15 protein-coding genes are annotated in these 16,063 nt (G+C 36.9%); 3 read left to right on the top strand and 12 right to left on the bottom strand.

Annotated elements, in window-relative coordinates:
- Positions 1–47: 47 nt before the first annotated feature.
- Together ACZ48W_RS04190 and ACZ48W_RS04185 are read left to right on the top strand one after the other, a co-directional pair.
- The gene (locus ACZ48W_RS04190) at positions 48–1,124 is read left to right on the top strand and encodes a glycosyltransferase (RefSeq protein ID WP_464830079.1); all 1,077 of its coding nucleotides are present in this window, start codon (positions 48–50) and stop codon (positions 1,122–1,124) included.
- Positions 1,121–2,200, top strand: a complete 1,080-nt coding sequence (locus ACZ48W_RS04185; RefSeq protein WP_464830078.1) for a glycosyltransferase — start codon at positions 1,121–1,123, stop codon at positions 2,198–2,200. The genes ACZ48W_RS04190 and ACZ48W_RS04185 overlap by 4 nt, the downstream gene beginning before the upstream one ends.
- A 34-nt stretch (positions 2,201–2,234) precedes the next feature.
- Here the strand turns inward: ACZ48W_RS04185 and ACZ48W_RS04180 are convergent, their stop codons facing one another.
- From ACZ48W_RS04180 to ACZ48W_RS04130, 11 genes are all read right to left on the bottom strand, one after another.
- Positions 2,235–3,167: a sulfotransferase family protein gene (locus tag ACZ48W_RS04180; protein ID WP_464830077.1), complete on the bottom strand. Its 933-nt coding sequence runs from the start codon at positions 3,165–3,167 to the stop codon at positions 2,235–2,237.
- Positions 3,168–3,293: 126 nt separating this feature from the next.
- Positions 3,294–3,458, bottom strand: a complete 165-nt coding sequence (locus ACZ48W_RS04175) for a hypothetical protein (RefSeq protein WP_464830076.1) — start codon at positions 3,456–3,458, stop codon at positions 3,294–3,296.
- Between the two features lie 65 nt (positions 3,459–3,523).
- Entirely contained in the window at positions 3,524–4,531 is a 1,008-nt protein-coding gene (locus ACZ48W_RS04170) for an NAD-dependent epimerase (RefSeq protein WP_464830075.1), read from the bottom strand.
- The gene (locus ACZ48W_RS04165; RefSeq protein WP_464830074.1) at positions 4,531–5,859 is read right to left on the bottom strand and encodes a UDP-glucose dehydrogenase family protein; all 1,329 of its coding nucleotides are present in this window, start codon (positions 5,857–5,859) and stop codon (positions 4,531–4,533) included. Before ACZ48W_RS04165 ends, ACZ48W_RS04170 begins: the two co-directional genes overlap by 1 nt.
- A gap of 39 nt (positions 5,860–5,898) precedes the next feature.
- Positions 5,899–6,729, bottom strand: a complete 831-nt coding sequence (galU, locus tag ACZ48W_RS04160) for a UTP--glucose-1-phosphate uridylyltransferase GalU (protein ID WP_464830073.1) — start codon at positions 6,727–6,729, stop codon at positions 5,899–5,901.
- A 70-nt stretch (positions 6,730–6,799) separates the two neighbouring features.
- Positions 6,800–8,017: a glucose-6-phosphate isomerase gene (locus tag ACZ48W_RS04155; RefSeq protein ID WP_464830072.1), complete on the bottom strand. Its 1,218-nt coding sequence runs from the start codon at positions 8,015–8,017 to the stop codon at positions 6,800–6,802.
- Positions 8,014–9,396, bottom strand: a complete 1,383-nt coding sequence (locus ACZ48W_RS04150) for a phosphomannomutase/phosphoglucomutase (protein WP_464830071.1) — start codon at positions 9,394–9,396, stop codon at positions 8,014–8,016. Before ACZ48W_RS04150 ends, ACZ48W_RS04155 begins: the two co-directional genes overlap by 4 nt.
- Positions 9,397–9,412: 16 nt before the next feature.
- Positions 9,413–10,426: a UDP-glucose 4-epimerase GalE gene (galE, locus tag ACZ48W_RS04145; RefSeq protein WP_464830070.1), complete on the bottom strand. Its 1,014-nt coding sequence runs from the start codon at positions 10,424–10,426 to the stop codon at positions 9,413–9,415.
- A 142-nt stretch (positions 10,427–10,568) separates the two neighbouring features.
- Positions 10,569–11,126 (bottom strand): YfaZ family outer membrane protein, encoded by a 558-nt coding sequence (locus ACZ48W_RS04140; RefSeq protein WP_464830069.1) that lies wholly within the window; start codon positions 11,124–11,126, stop codon positions 10,569–10,571.
- A gap of 82 nt (positions 11,127–11,208) precedes the next feature.
- The gene (ccoS, locus tag ACZ48W_RS04135) at positions 11,209–11,457 is read right to left on the bottom strand and encodes a cbb3-type cytochrome oxidase assembly protein CcoS (protein WP_464830068.1); all 249 of its coding nucleotides are present in this window, start codon (positions 11,455–11,457) and stop codon (positions 11,209–11,211) included.
- A complete protein-coding gene (locus ACZ48W_RS04130; protein WP_464830067.1) occupies positions 11,457–13,886 on the bottom strand; it encodes a heavy metal translocating P-type ATPase in 2,430 nt (809 codons plus the stop codon). The genes ccoS and ACZ48W_RS04130 overlap by 1 nt, the downstream gene beginning before the upstream one ends.
- A 198-nt stretch (positions 13,887–14,084) precedes the next feature.
- On the opposite strand from ACZ48W_RS04130, the gene ACZ48W_RS04125 reads away from it, so the two are divergent.
- The gene (locus ACZ48W_RS04125) at positions 14,085–14,474 is read left to right on the top strand and encodes a hypothetical protein (RefSeq protein ID WP_464830066.1); all 390 of its coding nucleotides are present in this window, start codon (positions 14,085–14,087) and stop codon (positions 14,472–14,474) included.
- 144 nt (positions 14,475–14,618) lie between these two features.
- Here ACZ48W_RS04125 and gdhA read toward each other — a convergent pair whose 3' ends face one another.
- The gene (gdhA, locus tag ACZ48W_RS04120) at positions 14,619–15,980 is read right to left on the bottom strand and encodes an NADP-specific glutamate dehydrogenase (protein WP_464830065.1); all 1,362 of its coding nucleotides are present in this window, start codon (positions 15,978–15,980) and stop codon (positions 14,619–14,621) included.
- Between the last annotated feature and the right edge of the window lie 83 nt (positions 15,981–16,063).

The raw sequence follows: 16,063 nt of genomic DNA, 5'->3' as shown, positions 1-16,063 counted from the left end.
AAATATTGATTAATGTATAATATTTGTAGGAAATAAAAAGGAAGTGAATGAAAAAGATAGGTGTAGTTGTAACAAATCTGGCAGGAAGCGGGGCAGAAAAGTCAGTTTTAAATAGAGCAAAAATCCTTCATGAAAATGGTCATGATGTGGTTTTATTTTTAATAGAAAATGCAAAAACTTATGAAATAGATGATTATGATTTTCCTATTATCCCATTGACAAACAATAAAAATACATTTAAAGTTTTTGGTAAGATGGGTGATTATGTATATGCTAAACTTTTAGAAAAAAAAATAAAAGAACTTAATAAAAATTTTGATGTTATTTTTTCTCATCTACCTAGAGCAGATAGAGTTGTTAAATTATTAAAACATCCAAAGAAGTATTTTGTAATTCATATGTCATATAAAGCAGAACTGGAAAAGTTTAATAAAAGAAGAGCAAAAAAGAAATTAAAACTTTATAGGTATTTATATGAAAATGAAAATATTATTACAGTATCACAGGCAATGGTAAAAGATTTTGATGAATTAAATATAAAATATAAATCTGCTCAAGTTATATATAATCCTTTTGATTTTGAAGAGATCTTACAAAAAGGTACAGAAGAAGTAGAGATTGCATTTGATTATGTTATTTCTCCCTCAGCTTTTAAAAAACAAAAAAGATATGACGTATTGTTAGATGCGTTTAAATTAGTTAAACATAATATAAAGTTAGTAATTTTAGCTCAATCTCATCCAAAATTGATTAAATTGATTCAAGAGAGAAATTTGGAAGATAGGGTTATTATTTTAGGATTTCAGCAAAATCCATATAAGTATATAAAAAATGCAAAGCTTTTAGTTCTTTCATCAGATAGGGAAGGATTACCAAGAGTAATTGTTGAATCTTTTATTTTAAAGACACCTGTAGTTAGTACAAATTGCCCAACAGGACCTGAAGAAGTGCTGGTAGATGAATTATCAAAGTGGTTGGTTCCAATGGAAACACCAAAATTATTGGCAGAAAAGATTGATGAAGCATTAGATGAACAAATTCAAATAAAAGATTATATTGTAGAAAGGTTTCATAAAGAAAAAATTTATGAAGCATTAGAAAAATTATTAAAAGAAGATAAATGAAAGTAGCACACTTTATTGTAAATTTGGGAAAAGGCGGAGGACAAAGAAGTACTGTTGATTTAATAAGAAGTACCAGTAGAGACGTTGACAATCATTTAATTCTATTGGAAAACAAAAAAGCATATGAGCCTGAAAATATAAAAATGTTTTCACTTTGTAAAGATAGAAATCCGTATAAAAAAGTGGATATTTTAGGTGATTATTTCCTTTCGAGAAAGTTAAATAAATTATTGAAAAAGTTAGAAATCGATATAGTAATTTCGCATATGGAATCTACAGCAAAAGTATTAAAGTTCATAAATATCCCAAAAATTTATTATATGAGAGTTGATATTACTCAGGAATTACAAGTATTAAAAGAAAAGTCATTTTTTAGATATAAAAAAAGATCTAATCTCTATAAAAAAATATTTGATCACCAAAATTTAATTACTATTTCTCAAGATACAGAAAAAAATCTTTTAAACTTTTTATCTCCTAAGAAAATACAAACGATTTATAATCCTTTTGATTTGGAAAATATTCCTCAATTAGCCAGTGAAGTAGTGAATGTACCGGAAGAAGATTATCTCATACAAATAGGTAGTGGTATAAAAAGAAAACGGCAGGATATTCTACTGAAAGCTTTTTCAAAAATAAAAGATAAAAATATTAAATTGTTGCTTTTGGGTACGGAAGAGAATAAAGACATTTTAGAGTTGGTCGAAAAGTTTAATATTCAAAGAAACAGAATTATTTTTCATCCGTTTACTGCCAACCCCTATCCTTATATCAAAAATGCAAAAATGCTCATTATGAGTTCTCAAAGAGAAGGGCTTCCCAGAGTTATTGTTGAAAGTTTAGTTTTAAAAACACCTGTTGTCAGTACAGACTGTGATACGGGACCAAGAGAAATATTGGTAGATGAACTTAAAAATTATCTGTCTGAGGTTAATAATGCAGATGACCTGGCAGAAAAAATAGATTTGGCACTTAAAAGCTATCCTGAAATTACAAATAAATATATTCAAAAATTTGATAAAAAAGAGATTACTGAAAAATTTATATCATATGCCAAAAGCCTGCTTCAGGGATAATCAGACTCTATCTACAGGCAATAAGGTAGAGAAATTATATTTTTAAGCGTTTTTTCCATTTATTGATGAACTTCTTATATTTTTGAGTAAGTGCAAAAAGGATACGCTCACGCTGTTTCTCCCCCCTTGGTCTTGAAAAAAGAGTGTGATAGTCAAGTAAATGCAGCATGTTCCGTGTTCTGTATTCAAACAGTTCTATTTCTCTTTTTGATAAAGTCTTTTCCCATGCGTTTATTCTTGATTTATCGGCCTGTTTACCGACCAGTTCATGTTGGTGTTTTGTATAGGAGGGCACGATAAGACCATTTGCTGCCAGCATATTCTCTTCATATTTTATACCTGTGAAATCTGTGATCTTTTTGACAGTCTCTTCTGTATTTAAAAGTAGTTCCTCATATCGGACAGATAGAATATCTTCCGGATATCTAGTTTCATAAGCAAAACCATAAGCCAGTTTTTTTAGCCAATGGTTAGCTATATCCTGCATTGATTTTGGTCCCCAGGAGACATTTTTATAGGAAGCAGCAACACCTCTACCATCTCTAATGATATGTAAAAATTTTGCATTAGGATAAAACTCTTTTAAAAGACCAACATATTCTACATTGACAGGGGTATGATCAACCCATATTTTTGCAGATTCTTTATGTTGCTTATCCATATTATACTTTTCTACGATCTTCAATATCAGATCAGGATAGTTTTTAATATTGTTATATTCATCTTCCAAAAATGAGATATCAGTATCCCATATTTTAAACCTTTTTGTCTCTTTGATCTTCTGAAAAGATTTTTTTGGGTCAAAAGAGGTTTGCTCTTCTTTGGAATAACAGTCTACCTTGAATTGGCTTTCAGGAGTGACGATACATTGAGAATGTGCACCAATTAATGAGCCAAGAAAAGTTGTGCCGCTTCTATCACATCCTATAATAAAAATAGCATTTTCAATATTTTTGTATCTCTCCACTATGTATCCTTTTTAATGTTAAATTTTTTTATTTTGGTACTCCAGCCATTAAGAACAATCCTAACTCAGAAGTTTTTCCACTGCTTTGATCCCCATGAAAAAATATTTTTTAAATACTCAAATTCTTTAAAAGACAATATTAAAGAAGTGTACTTCTTTCCTGGATGCCATACAGATATCATTATGATCTCGTAAATATTTGTCTGAAGCAGAGGTGGCGCCTTTTTGCGTACTGGTGATGATAAAATCTACTTTTTTATTATTTAATTTTTTAGTCTGAAAAAATTTCATATTTATCCTGCTTTGTCTTAATTGTTTTTATTAGGAGTTGTCTATTATACTGTTTACTGAGAACTCTAACATTTATAAAATTCCTGATACCATTTTGAAAACTGATCAACACCCTCCTGGATGGAAGTATCAGGTTTGTATCCAAAAGTATCAATGAGACCGCTTACATCGGCATAAGTTGATTTAACATCTCCCGGCTGCATAGGGAGGTATTCTTTGATCGCTTCTTTACCCAAAGAATTTTCCAGAGCTTTAATGAAATCCATAAGTTGAACGGGTGCATTGTTCCCGATATTGTATATCTGATAGAGTTCTTCTGTATTGGGGTTGTCTATAACTTTGATACAGCCGTCAACAATGTCATCGATATAGGTAAAATCTCTACTCATATCACCATGATTAAAAACTTTGATGGCTCTGTTATTCAGGATAGCATCAGTAAAAAGCATAGGTGCCATATCCGGTCTTCCCCATGGACCGTAGACTGTAAAAAATCTTAGACCGGTTGTAGAAATACCATATAAATGAGAGTAGGTATGTGCCATCAGTTCATTTGATTTTTTTGTAGCGGCATAGATGGAAACAGGTTTATCAACTTGATCACTGGTCTTAAATGGTTGTTCTTTATTCATCCCGTAGACTGAAGAACTGGAAGCATAAGAGAGATTCTTGATATTGTTTTGTCGGCATCCCTCCAGGATATTCATAAAACCTACGATATTGCTTTCTATATAAGCATGTGGATTTTCAAGACTATAGCGCACACCTGCCTGTGCTGCCAGGTTGCAGACAGCATCAAATTTTTCTTTTTTAAATAAAGCCTCCATCTCTTCTTTGTCGGAAATATCCATTTGTATAAATCGATGTTTTGGGAAGAGAGTAGAGGAAACAGGTTTGTTTTTGGTGATCTTTTCCTGGTCTATGCCCAGTTCTTTAAGCCTTCCGTACTTCAAATTAACATCATAGTAATCATTGATATTGTCAATGCCAATGACTTCGTCGCCTCGTTCAAGCAGTTTTTTTGCTAAATGATAGCCAATGAAGCCAGCTGTGCCTGTAAGAAGAATTTTCATCAGGATTGAACTCCGATCTGGAAATATTTAAAACCAAGAGATTTAAGTTTTTCTTTATTGTATTGATTCCGGCCGTCAAAAATAATGGGCTGATTCAGCCTCTGCCCCATTTCTTCAAAATCAGGGGATCTGAACTCTTTCCATTCTGTTAAAAGTATCATTGCATCAGCATTGGTCAGGGCATCATATTTGCTATCAACATACGCTACATTTTGTATGTTTTTAAGATAAAAAGTTTCAGCTTCATGTCTTGCTTTGGGATCATAGGCTTTGATCCTGGCTCCTCTTGATGTGAGTTCCCGGATCACTGTAATAGAGGTTGCTTCTCTCATATCATCTGTTTCAGGTTTAAATGCAAGTCCCCAAACAGCAAATGTTTTACCTTCAAGGTTTTCCCCAAATTCTTTGAGTACTTTATTGGATATGACTTTTTTCTGTTCATCATTGACCAGTTCAACAGCATCAAGTATTTTGGGGGTATAGCCAAAATCTTTAGCTGTTTTAGCCAATGCCTGTACATCTTTGGGAAAACAGCTTCCTCCGTATCCGCACCCCGGGTAGATGAAACTGTATCCTATTCTGCTGTCACTGCCGATACCGTTTCTGACCTGGTTTACATCTGCACCGACCCTTTCACAGATATTTGCTATTTCATTCATAAAGGATATTTTTGTAGCAAGCATGGCATTTGCTGTATATTTCGTCATTTCGGCGGACTTGATATCCATAGTTATAAATCGGTCATGATTGCGGGTAAAGGGTGCATAGAGTTCCCTCATCACTTCAAAGGCCTTTTCATTTTCTGCGCCTATTACAACCCGGTCAGGCTTCATAAAGTCTTCTATAGCAGCACCTTCTTTAAGGAATTCCGGATTGGAGATGACATCAAATGTAAGGTCAGAATTCCGTTTGTCAAGTTCAGTTTGAATCGTTTCTTTTACTTTTTGTGCAGTTCCTACAGGTACTGTAGATTTATCTACTACATACATATGATGTGTCATATACATACCGATGGATTTTGCTACTGCAAGAACATATTGCAGGTCGGCACTTCCATCTTCTCCCATAGGTGTTCCTACTGCTATAAAACAGATATTGGAGTTTTTTAACGGTTCTTTGATATCTGTTGTAAAATGAAGCGTCTGTTTTTTATAATTATCTGAAACCATCTCTTCAAGGCCTGGTTCATAAATGGGAACGATCCCTTCTTGAAGTGATCGTACTTTCTTCTCATCTATATCTATACAGGTTACATTATTACCCATGTCTGCAAAGCAGGCTCCGGACACTAGCCCCACATAGCCTGTACCGATTACACTGATCTTCATATTGATGTTCCTTTATGTTTTTTCAATGAAATATTTAAACTATTTCTCTTTAGAGTGTGTATAAAAATAATTTGTAGCTTCAACAAATCCATCAACGGAACCACAGTCAAAACGTGTACCCCTGAATTTGTAAGCGATCACTTTTCCCTGTTTAGCCTGCTCTAAAAGGGCATCAGTGATCTGTATCTCTCCCCCTTTACCCGGTTTTATTTCTCTAAGAATATCAAAAATATCAGGGGTAAGGATATATCGCCCTATGATCGCCATATTGGTCGGTGCATCTTTTGGTTCCGGTTTTTCGATCATATCTGTTACCCGGAATGTATCTGTTGTATTATCAACCAGTTTTCCCGCGATCACTCCATACTTATGGGTTTGATCCATCGGTACTTCTTCAATAGCAACAATGGAACATTGGTATTTTTCATAAACCTCGATCATCTGCTTGAGGACACCTGTCTCATTACTGGTGCAGAGATCATCAGCCAGAATGACTGCAAAGGGCTCATTGCCGATGAGGGTTTCTCCTGTAAGAATGGCATGGCCCAGACCTTTCATTTCTATTTGCCTGGTATAAGAGAAGGTACATTGGTTAATAAGGGATCGTATTTCATAAAGAAGAGGTTCCTTGTTGCTGCCTTTGATCTGATGTTCGAGTTCATAGGAAATATCAAAATGATCTTCAATGGCACGTTTGCCTCTGCCTGTGATGATCGCCATGGTATGAAGTCCTGCTTCTACAGCCTCTTCAACACCATACTGTATAAGCGGTTTGGTCAAGATAGGAAGCATCTCTTTTGGGGTAGCTTTGGTAGCAGGAAGGAAACGTGTACCGTAACCTGCTGCAGGGAATAAACATTTTTTTATCATAGATACTTCTCATTTTTATCGAAATTTTAATTTATATTCTATCGTAAATGCTATTAGAAATCTTAGTGTTCTATATTTCCTGTAATTTTTTCTTTAAAATAATTTTCCCTGTTTCTACTCCCGGCTGATCATAGGTATTGACATCTATGAGTTCACCTACAAGAGAAGTAAGCAGTTCATAGTAGTAGATCAAAGAGCCGATATTGTATTCAGTGATACTTGGGATACTGATCGTATCTAATGGAATACTCTCCTGCTCCAATAAAGCTTCAATGACAGAATCACACTGCATATTGATCAGTTGGGAAAATGTTTTATTATTGAGTATATCAAGGGATTCCAGGTGTGGTAATGAAATATCCGGGATACTGATAGGATCATGAAAATTTTCGATTTTAATAAAGGTGACGGATTTATCTCTGGTCCCTTCCATAATAAGTTGGAGAAAAGAGTGTTGGTCTTTGGGACCTATGAGGCCTACAGGAGTAAGACCCACATGAAATGCACTGTGACGTTGATGTTTTCCCAGGCTTTCACCCCAAAGCTGTACATACCATTCACAGAAGTATTTAAGGGTTTCGGAATAGGCAAAAATACAGTTAATGTGGTATTGGGCATGATTTTTGGCATAATAAACTGCTTTTTTAAGAAGGACATCTTGAATATACCCATAATCAAAAAAACTTTCCTTAACAGTTTTTGCCCCTGATAATAGACTTTGAATATCAATACCGCACAGTGCTAACGGGACCAACCCCACAGTTGAGAGTACAGAGAACCTTCCTCCGACATTCTTCGGCAGATGAAGTACGGATACGTTGATCTCTTTGGCATACTGTTCAAGGGGGGAACCGGGACCTGTGATAAAAGTATAGGCAGAAGGATCATGATGCAATGAATAGATATATTTATAGATAGAAAAAGTCTCTATTGTATTTCCTGATTTGGAAATGACTAGAAAATGGGTTTTTTCAATGTTAAATTTGGAGAGCAGATTAGTAATATTGATAGGATCCGTACTTTCAAAAAAGTATAGTTTCCGTGGAAGATCCTTGACTGGTTTGATAAATTCATAAACCGCTTTGGCACCCAGAGAACTTCCGCCTATTCCTATCACTGCAATGGTTTCCACAGTAGGTGAAATAGTCTTGCAGAAGTCTGATATAGAGGTGATGTCCTGCTCGGGAAGTTTATAGTAGCCAATGGTCTTTTGTTCCTCTATAATAGCATTAAAAGCATTTCTCTGTGCTTCTTCGTTGATCGTGGTAAAGTAAAGTTTATTTGTCATAATAGATTCTTTGCCCGGAGTATTAGCTCATTGACTTTGAGTTCATAGGTTTTTGCCGTTGTTTCATCTGTTGATTCAAATCTTGTAACGAGTACAGGAGTAGTATTACTGGCACGTACAAGTCCCCAGCCTTTTTCAAAATTGATCCGCACACCATCCACATTGATGATATTCATTATCCTTGGAAAATCACTTGGAGGATTTTTGAGTAGTTCTTTGACCTTGTCAATAATGAGAAATTTCTCTTCTTCCGTAGTTTCCACCTTGATCTCTTCTGTTGAAAAAACCTGTGGCAGTGCATCTATCTCTTTATCAAGATCTATACCGTCTGCAATAAGTTCGAGCATTCTAAGTGTAGCATAGATAGCATCATCATAACCAAAATAACGATCTTTAAAGAAAATATGCCCACTTACTTCACATGCAAGATCTGCACCGGTCTCTTTCATTTTTACTTTTAAGTTGGAGTGACCTGTTTTGTACATGATGGCCCTTGCCCCTCGGCGCTCCAGTTCATCATACATGACTTGTGAACATTTGACTTCACCGATGACGGTAGGGTTTTTCATCTTCATTGCATAAAGCAGTGCCATCTGGTCCCCTTTGATGTTATGCTTATGGGTAAGCACAGCAATACGGTCAGCATCTCCGTCATAGGCAAAAGCAATATCTCCATCCTGAGCCAAAGCCTGTTTGACATCAGCAAGATTCTTCTCTACCGATGGATCCGGATGGTGATTGGGGAATGTTCCGTCAGGTTCACAGTAAAGACCGGTATATTTGAACTCAAGAGCATCAAAAATATCTGTAATGACCGTGTCTGCTACACCGTTACCACAGTCAATGACTATTTTTTTGTCAAGACCTTTTAAATGAGCAAACTCTTTGATCATGAAGTTGATATAGGGAGTTCTTACATCTATATCGGTTTTTGCTGTATTGTCAGGAATGGTTTTATTCTGATTTTTGATGATTTCGTCACCAAGAATGTAGATCTCTTCACCAAAGAAGGGAGCTTTGTCAACAGTAATTTTAAAACCGTTGTATTCTGAAGGATTATGTGACCCTGTGATCATGATAGAAGCATTTGTATTTATATCGTTATGTGAGATATAGTTTGAAAAGTAATTCACTGGTGTTGCTACCATTCCCATGTCTAAGACTTTGCATCCTGCTGCATTTAGTCCTGATGTCAGATAGTCTCTCAGGACAGGAGAGTGTGAACGTGCATCATAACCGATAGAGACGATTTTATCCCCATTGATCTTTTGGCCCAGATAATACCCTATGAGTTTTACAGTTTGTTCATTCAGTTCTTGTTCAAAAATACCACGGATATCATATTCTCTAAATATTGATTTGCTGATACGGTTTGTCATTGATCTTCCTAAGTGATTATTTATTATACCCGTTAGGGTTTGCTTCTTGCCATCTCCAGCTGTCTTTACACATCTGCTCTATACTTCTGGTCGCTTCCCAGTCTAAAATCTTTTTGGCATAGCTTGGATCTGCAAAACATTTGGCAATATCCCCATCTCTTCTTGCTGCTATTTTATACGGTATTTTTTTCCCTGAAGCTTTTTCAAAAGCCTTTACCATATCCAGTACGGAATATCCTTTCCCTGTACCCAGATTAATGGTCATGACTTCATTAAAGCTGTTGATCCTTTCAAGGGCTTTAACATGCCCGTCAGCCAGATCTACTACATGGATGTAGTCTCTGATACCTGTACCGTCAGGGGTATCATAGTCAGCTCCAAAAACAGAGAGATATTCTCTTTTTCCTACGGCTGTTTGGGCAATGAACGGCATTAGATTATTGGGGATACCATGGGGATCTTCCCCTATCGTCCCTGATTCATGTGCCCCTACGGGATTAAAGTAACGAAGCAGAACGATCTTCCATCTGTTATCTGAAAGAAAAAGATCTCTTAATATCTCTTCAACAAAGAGTTTACTTCGGCCATAAGGATTGGTTGCAGAGAGAGGAAAACTCTCATCAATAGGTGTAGTATGAGGATCACCGTAGACTGTTGCAGAAGAACTGAATACAATGGATCTGCAATGATGCGCAGCCATTACTTCACATAATGTAATGGTCCCGTTAACATTGTTATCGTAATAGGTTAAAGGCTTTTCTACAGATTCTCCTACCGCTTTAAGCCCGGCAAAATGAATGACAGCATCTATATTGTAGTTATGAAATACCTGATGCAGATCATCTCTGTTCCGTACATCCCCCTCAATGGTGGCAATACTTTTCCCTACGATCTTTTCAACTCTTTTTATACTCTCTCTGGAAGCATTGGAGAAGTTGTCGAAAATCACGATCTCATAACCTGCTTCTATAAGCAAGATAGCAGTATGGGAACCAATATAGCCTGCTCCGCCTGTCACTAAGATTTGCATGAAAAAATCCCTTCAACGAGTATTAGCAAGAATTGTATCTAAATAGTACTAAGTGTATACTCCCCACCTTCAGAGAAAAGTCGAATATAAAAGGCTAAAAGTCTATATTCCTTTTTTTGAACCCTCTCTGTACTCTGTTTTACTAGAAGCTTAGTTTCAAACCACCATAAAAACTGTTATTAAATGTTTTGTCAACATTTTCATACTCAGTATCGAGATTACGATATCCTGTAAACAGATGGATATTGGAAATGATCTCCATATCAGCTTCCAGTTTAAACTCCGAATATGTCTCTCCGTCCCTGAAAGTAAGGACAGACGGAGCGTAGGCAAAACTTGCAGCCAACGATGTAGCAGGTATACTATTATTTAATGGAAGGGTATAGGCAGCTTTTGCCATAAGTGGTAATGCCATGAATTCACTTGCAAAGATCACTTTTGCACCGAAGGCCAGGGTAAGGCCTTCCAGGCCTTGCAGCGAATTTTGTCCGCTAAAACCTACAGCAGCCATATTGTCACCGTCTGTATGCAGATAACTTGCATCAATGATATAGGTGGTACTGTCGGCATAATTTACAAGTGTATTGAGATTGACAGAACCAAGTATTTCTATATCTTCACTGTTGATATCCAGTCCGATACTGTTTTCTGCAGTAAGTGTTCCTGTAAGCAAAAGAGTGGTTAATAATAGTTTTTTCATAGTCATAAGAGCTCCTTTAATATTTATTCATATAATGATAACATAAATTTGTTGTAATTTACTCATAAATTAGAGTTATTTTTTAATCCGCAGGCATATAATTTTTTTTTCTTTCTTGCTCTTTTTTCTTTTTTCTTTCATGTTCTTTTTTCTTTTTATCCATCATAGCAGCGTCTCTAAGATCTTCTTCATTGTCGTAACGTGCAGCATCGATGAACTTTGATTGGTCATCAAATTGACCTGTTTTGACACCCCAAAGCAGGGCGATGAGACCTAAAGCACCCAAGAAAGTAGAGACAGACAACATTAAGATAACCACGTTTTCAGACATTATTTTTGATTCCTTTTTTCAGTTTTAAATTTTAACATTTTAATCCGCATAGAATTTCCTACCACTACGAGTGAGCTTAAACTCATAGAGAGTGCAGCTATCAGAGGATTGACAAATCCCATCACTGCAAGTGGTACAGCGATAACATTATATAACAAAGAGAAACCCAGATTTTCTTTTACAGCTCTAAAAGTACGCCTTGAAATCTTATATGCTTCATAGATACTCTGCGGTTTTTCATCTAAAAGTACAACATCACTTACATTGATCGCTACATCTGCACCTTGTCCCATGGCAATGGCGATGTTGGAACTGGCAAGTGCAATGGCATCATTGATCCCGTCCCCTACCATTACAACAATATCTCCATTGTCTTGAAAGGTTTTGATAAGGGATGATTTCTCTTGAGGGAGAAGTTTGGCATGTACATTATCTATCCCTACAGCTTGGGCTACCTTGAGAGCACTTTGTTCATGGTCTCCTGTAAGCATCACTACTTTGATCCCCAATGCCTGTATCTCTGCTATGGCTTCCTTAGCTCCATCACGTATGGTATCAGTAAGTTCAAAGCGTGCAACAAGTCTGTTGTCTATGGCAAAAAAGAAGAGAGAATTCTCTGAACTGTCATCTATTTGGATGCCTGAAGCTTTAAGCAGAGACGTATTGCCTCCTAAAAGTTTCCCCCCTTGATATCTGGCTTCTATCCCCTTGGCCTCAATACTTTTTATTTCTTCAAGCGGAAGAGGATCAAGCACATCATACGTTTTTTGGAGGTAAGACGCAATACCTTTCGAAACAGGGTGGTTTGAAGTATTCACAAGTGCTAAAAGCAAAGCAGGATCAAAGCCATCAAATAATTCAGATTTTACTACAGAAGGTTTTCCTTCGGTTATGGTGCCTGTTTTATCTAAAGCAAGAAGGTTGCTTTTTGCCATGGTTTCAAGAAAAGCAGCCTCTTTGAACAGTATCCCTCTTTTGGCTGCAATGGAGATGCCTACCAGTGTTGCCATAGGGGTTGCAAGTCCCAATGCACATGGACAGGCAATGACGATCACGGAAATACCGATAATAAGTGCCGTTTCAAAACTTCCGTTCCATAAATACCATCCTGCAAAAGTGATCAGGGCAATGATCAAAATAATACTGGAGAAGTAACCTGATACAGTATTGGCAAGTTGTTCAATATGCGGTTTTTTGGTAATGGACTCTTCAAGCAGGTTCACGATGGATGTAAGTAGAGAGTGTGAAGCATCTTTGCCGGCCTCATAATGTATCACTGAATCCAGACAAATGGACCCACTGAGTATTTCATCCCCTTTTTGTTTATAGACGGGTTCGTTCTCACCGGTAAGAGAACTCTCATCAAAGCTTCCCTGTCCCAAGGTGACAACGCCATCGATCACCACTTTTTCTCCGGGTTTCAGTTCAATGGTGTCACCCACTTTGACGTTTTCAACGCTGACTAAAGATTTGATACCCTCTTTCAGTGTAGTGACTTCGGTAGGGGTGCTCCCCATAATACTGTCGAGGGTATCCACAGCATGTTTTTTACTGAGTACCTCCAGATATTTTCCTACCAGTACAAAAGTGATGATCATCACTACAGAATCAAAATAGACCTCTCCACTTTGTGTGATCATGGCATAAACAGAGTAGATATAGGCAGAAACAGCTCCGGAGGCAACAAGAGTATCCATGTTGACAATATGGTTTTTAAATCCATAGTAGGCACCTCGAAAGAAGATCCAACCACTGTAAAAAAGTACAGGGGTGGCCAGAATGAATTCGGCTACATTCAGAATGTCTTTAAATCCTTGCTGCATTCCTGTAAAATAACCTGCATAGTGTGCAATGGCGATCCACATAATATTCATCGTACCAAATACGCCTACAAGAATACGTGAGTAGTACTCTTTTTTGGTTTTGTTGGCTCTTTCTTCCTGCAGGGTAGGATCATATGGGTAAGCATTGTAGCCGATGGAACGGATAGTCTCTATGATCTTTGAAAGTTTGATCTCTTCCGGATCCCAAATGACCTTGGCTTTATTGTTAGTATAGTTGATGGATGCGTCTATGATACCGTCTGTTTTATGAAGTACTTTTTCATTGAGCCAGACACAGGCTGAACAGTGAATCCCCTCTATAATGAGATTGATCTCGCATAAACCGTCTTCGTGGGTAGTGATATATTTGTTCTTAAATCCCTCAAGATCAAATTTCCCCAAGTCATCCGTGTTCTGTGTGGCAGGTTGAAGTTTTGTATCACCCAGTTTATCATAAAAAGTATCCAGCCCTTCACTCTCAAGCAGATGATAAACCCCCTGGCAGCCTTTGCAACAGAAAAAGAGTTGTTTATCATCTTCTTGTTCAGTGATCATTACTGATTCATCAAATTTGAGATTACAGTGGGTACAGGCTATTTCTGCCAAATTGATTCCTCTCTTTACATCATTCTATATCCTAAGCAATATGTTTCAGGATCCATAATCTAAAAACTAAAGGATATCTCTTAAATAGAAATTTTAGATTCTGAATGCCCGGAGAAAATCTCTTTAGGATACAAGTTCAAAATAACAGTAGTGTTAATAATTTGTATGGATTTTATCCAAATATGGGTAAAATCCCGCATGGAAAATGTATTTGTACTTATATCTATTCTGATCATATTGGAACTTTTTGAAGCCTATATGCAACATGCCCCTACATTGTACGGGGTGATAAAAAAACTTTATGGATGGTATTCCAAAAGTATTTTTTTCTTTTTTTTAATGCATCCCGCCTTTTATTTTATACTTTTTGTAGTGATAATAACAGATACTTTGAATATCTATATGATCCTGATCCTGATATTTAAAGTATTTGATATGTTTTATAAGATCGAACTTATTAAAAAAATATTTATTCATCAGAATATTCCTCAAGATTTGGCAATGATGTTGAAATGGAAAATACCATCATGGTTTTTTCTTATGGGGGTAGGACTTTACCCGCCTCTGCTTTTTTATGCTTTGATCTAAAGAGTTGCTAGTTAATAGAGCAGGATCAATAGCCACAATTCATAAATACAATAGTTATGAATAGTGTTGATTCTCTATTGAGAGATTTGAGGATAGAAAAAACTTGATCAGTTCATAAGTTAAGGGACAAAGAAATATCGACTGTTATACCGCCCCCTGGTCTATCATGGAGTCAGCTACTTTTCTGAAGCCGGCAATATTCGCACCGGCTATCAAATCACCTTCGCGACCAAATTCTTTCGATGTTTCATAGGCAGTCTCAAAGATGTTACGCATGATCTGGCGAAGCTTGATGTCTACTTCTTCAAAAGACCATTTTGCCATACTTGCATTTTGGCTCATTTCCAGTTGACTGGTGGTGACCCCTCCTGCATTGGCTGCTTTTCCCGGACCAAACAATACATTGTGTTCTCTCAGATAGATCATTGCTTCAGGAGTGGTTGGCATATTGGCGCCTTCATTGACCAGTATGCAGCCATTGGCAACCAATACTTTGGCATCTTCAAGATTCAGTTCATTTTGGGTAGCACTGGGAAAAGCAATATCACAAGGGATATCCCATACCATATGACGCCCCTCCGGATAGTGACTGATAGGGGTATAAACAGCATCGGGGTGTATCTGTCCATAGACTTCAAGTGACTGGTGGTTGATCTCTTTGATGGCTTTGAGGGAATTGAGGTCGATACCTCCTTCATGGTAAACAGTCCCTTTACTGTCACTGCATGCTACAGGGACGGCTCCCATATCATAGAGTTTTTCAATGGTGTAGATCGCAACATTCCCTGAACCGGATACACAGCATATTTTACCTTCCAGATTTTTTTCATATTTATTCAGAATATTTTCTGCAAAGTAGGCAGAACCATATCCTGTGGCTTCTTTTCGAGTATTGGAACCGCCCCAGTTAAGATTTTTACCTGTGAGTGCTCCTTCAAATTTTCGTGTGAGTTTTTTATACTGTCCAAAAAGATATCCTATCTCTCTTGTACCTACACCTATATCCCCTGCAGGTACATCTTTTGTTTCACCGATATGTGTATAGAGCTCAGACATGAATGCCTGGCAGAAACGCATGATCTCATTATCACTTTTCCCTTTGGGATCAAAATTGCTTCCTCCTTTGGCCCCTCCTATCTGCAATCCGGTAAGGGAATTTTTGAATATCTGTTCAAATCCCAGGAATTTGATGATCCCCAAATTGACAGAAGGATGGAAGCGGAGACCGCCTTTGTAAGGCCCGATAGCGGAATTGAACTGCACTCGGTAGCCGAGATTTGTCTGGATCTCTCCGTTATCATCTACCCAGTTCACACGGAAAATGAGAGTACGTTCAGGTACAGTAATACGTTCCAAAATATTATAAACATCGTATTTTTCATCTTCTTCCAAGAGGGGAATCAAAGAATATAGTACTTCATGTACGGCCTGATAAAACTCTTCCTGTCCCGGACTGCACTCTTTAACATTCTTTAAAACTTTTTCTATGTGTGCTTCAACTGACATCTCTGTTTCCTTGTGTTGTGGTTTTTCTATGAATTAAATTATATTCTTTTATTTATAGATTTTAACCATAGATCCGCAGTAAG

It is taken from the genome of Sulfurovum aggregans (assembly GCF_055385215.1).
This window is presented reverse-complemented; position numbering and strand designations above follow the sequence as displayed.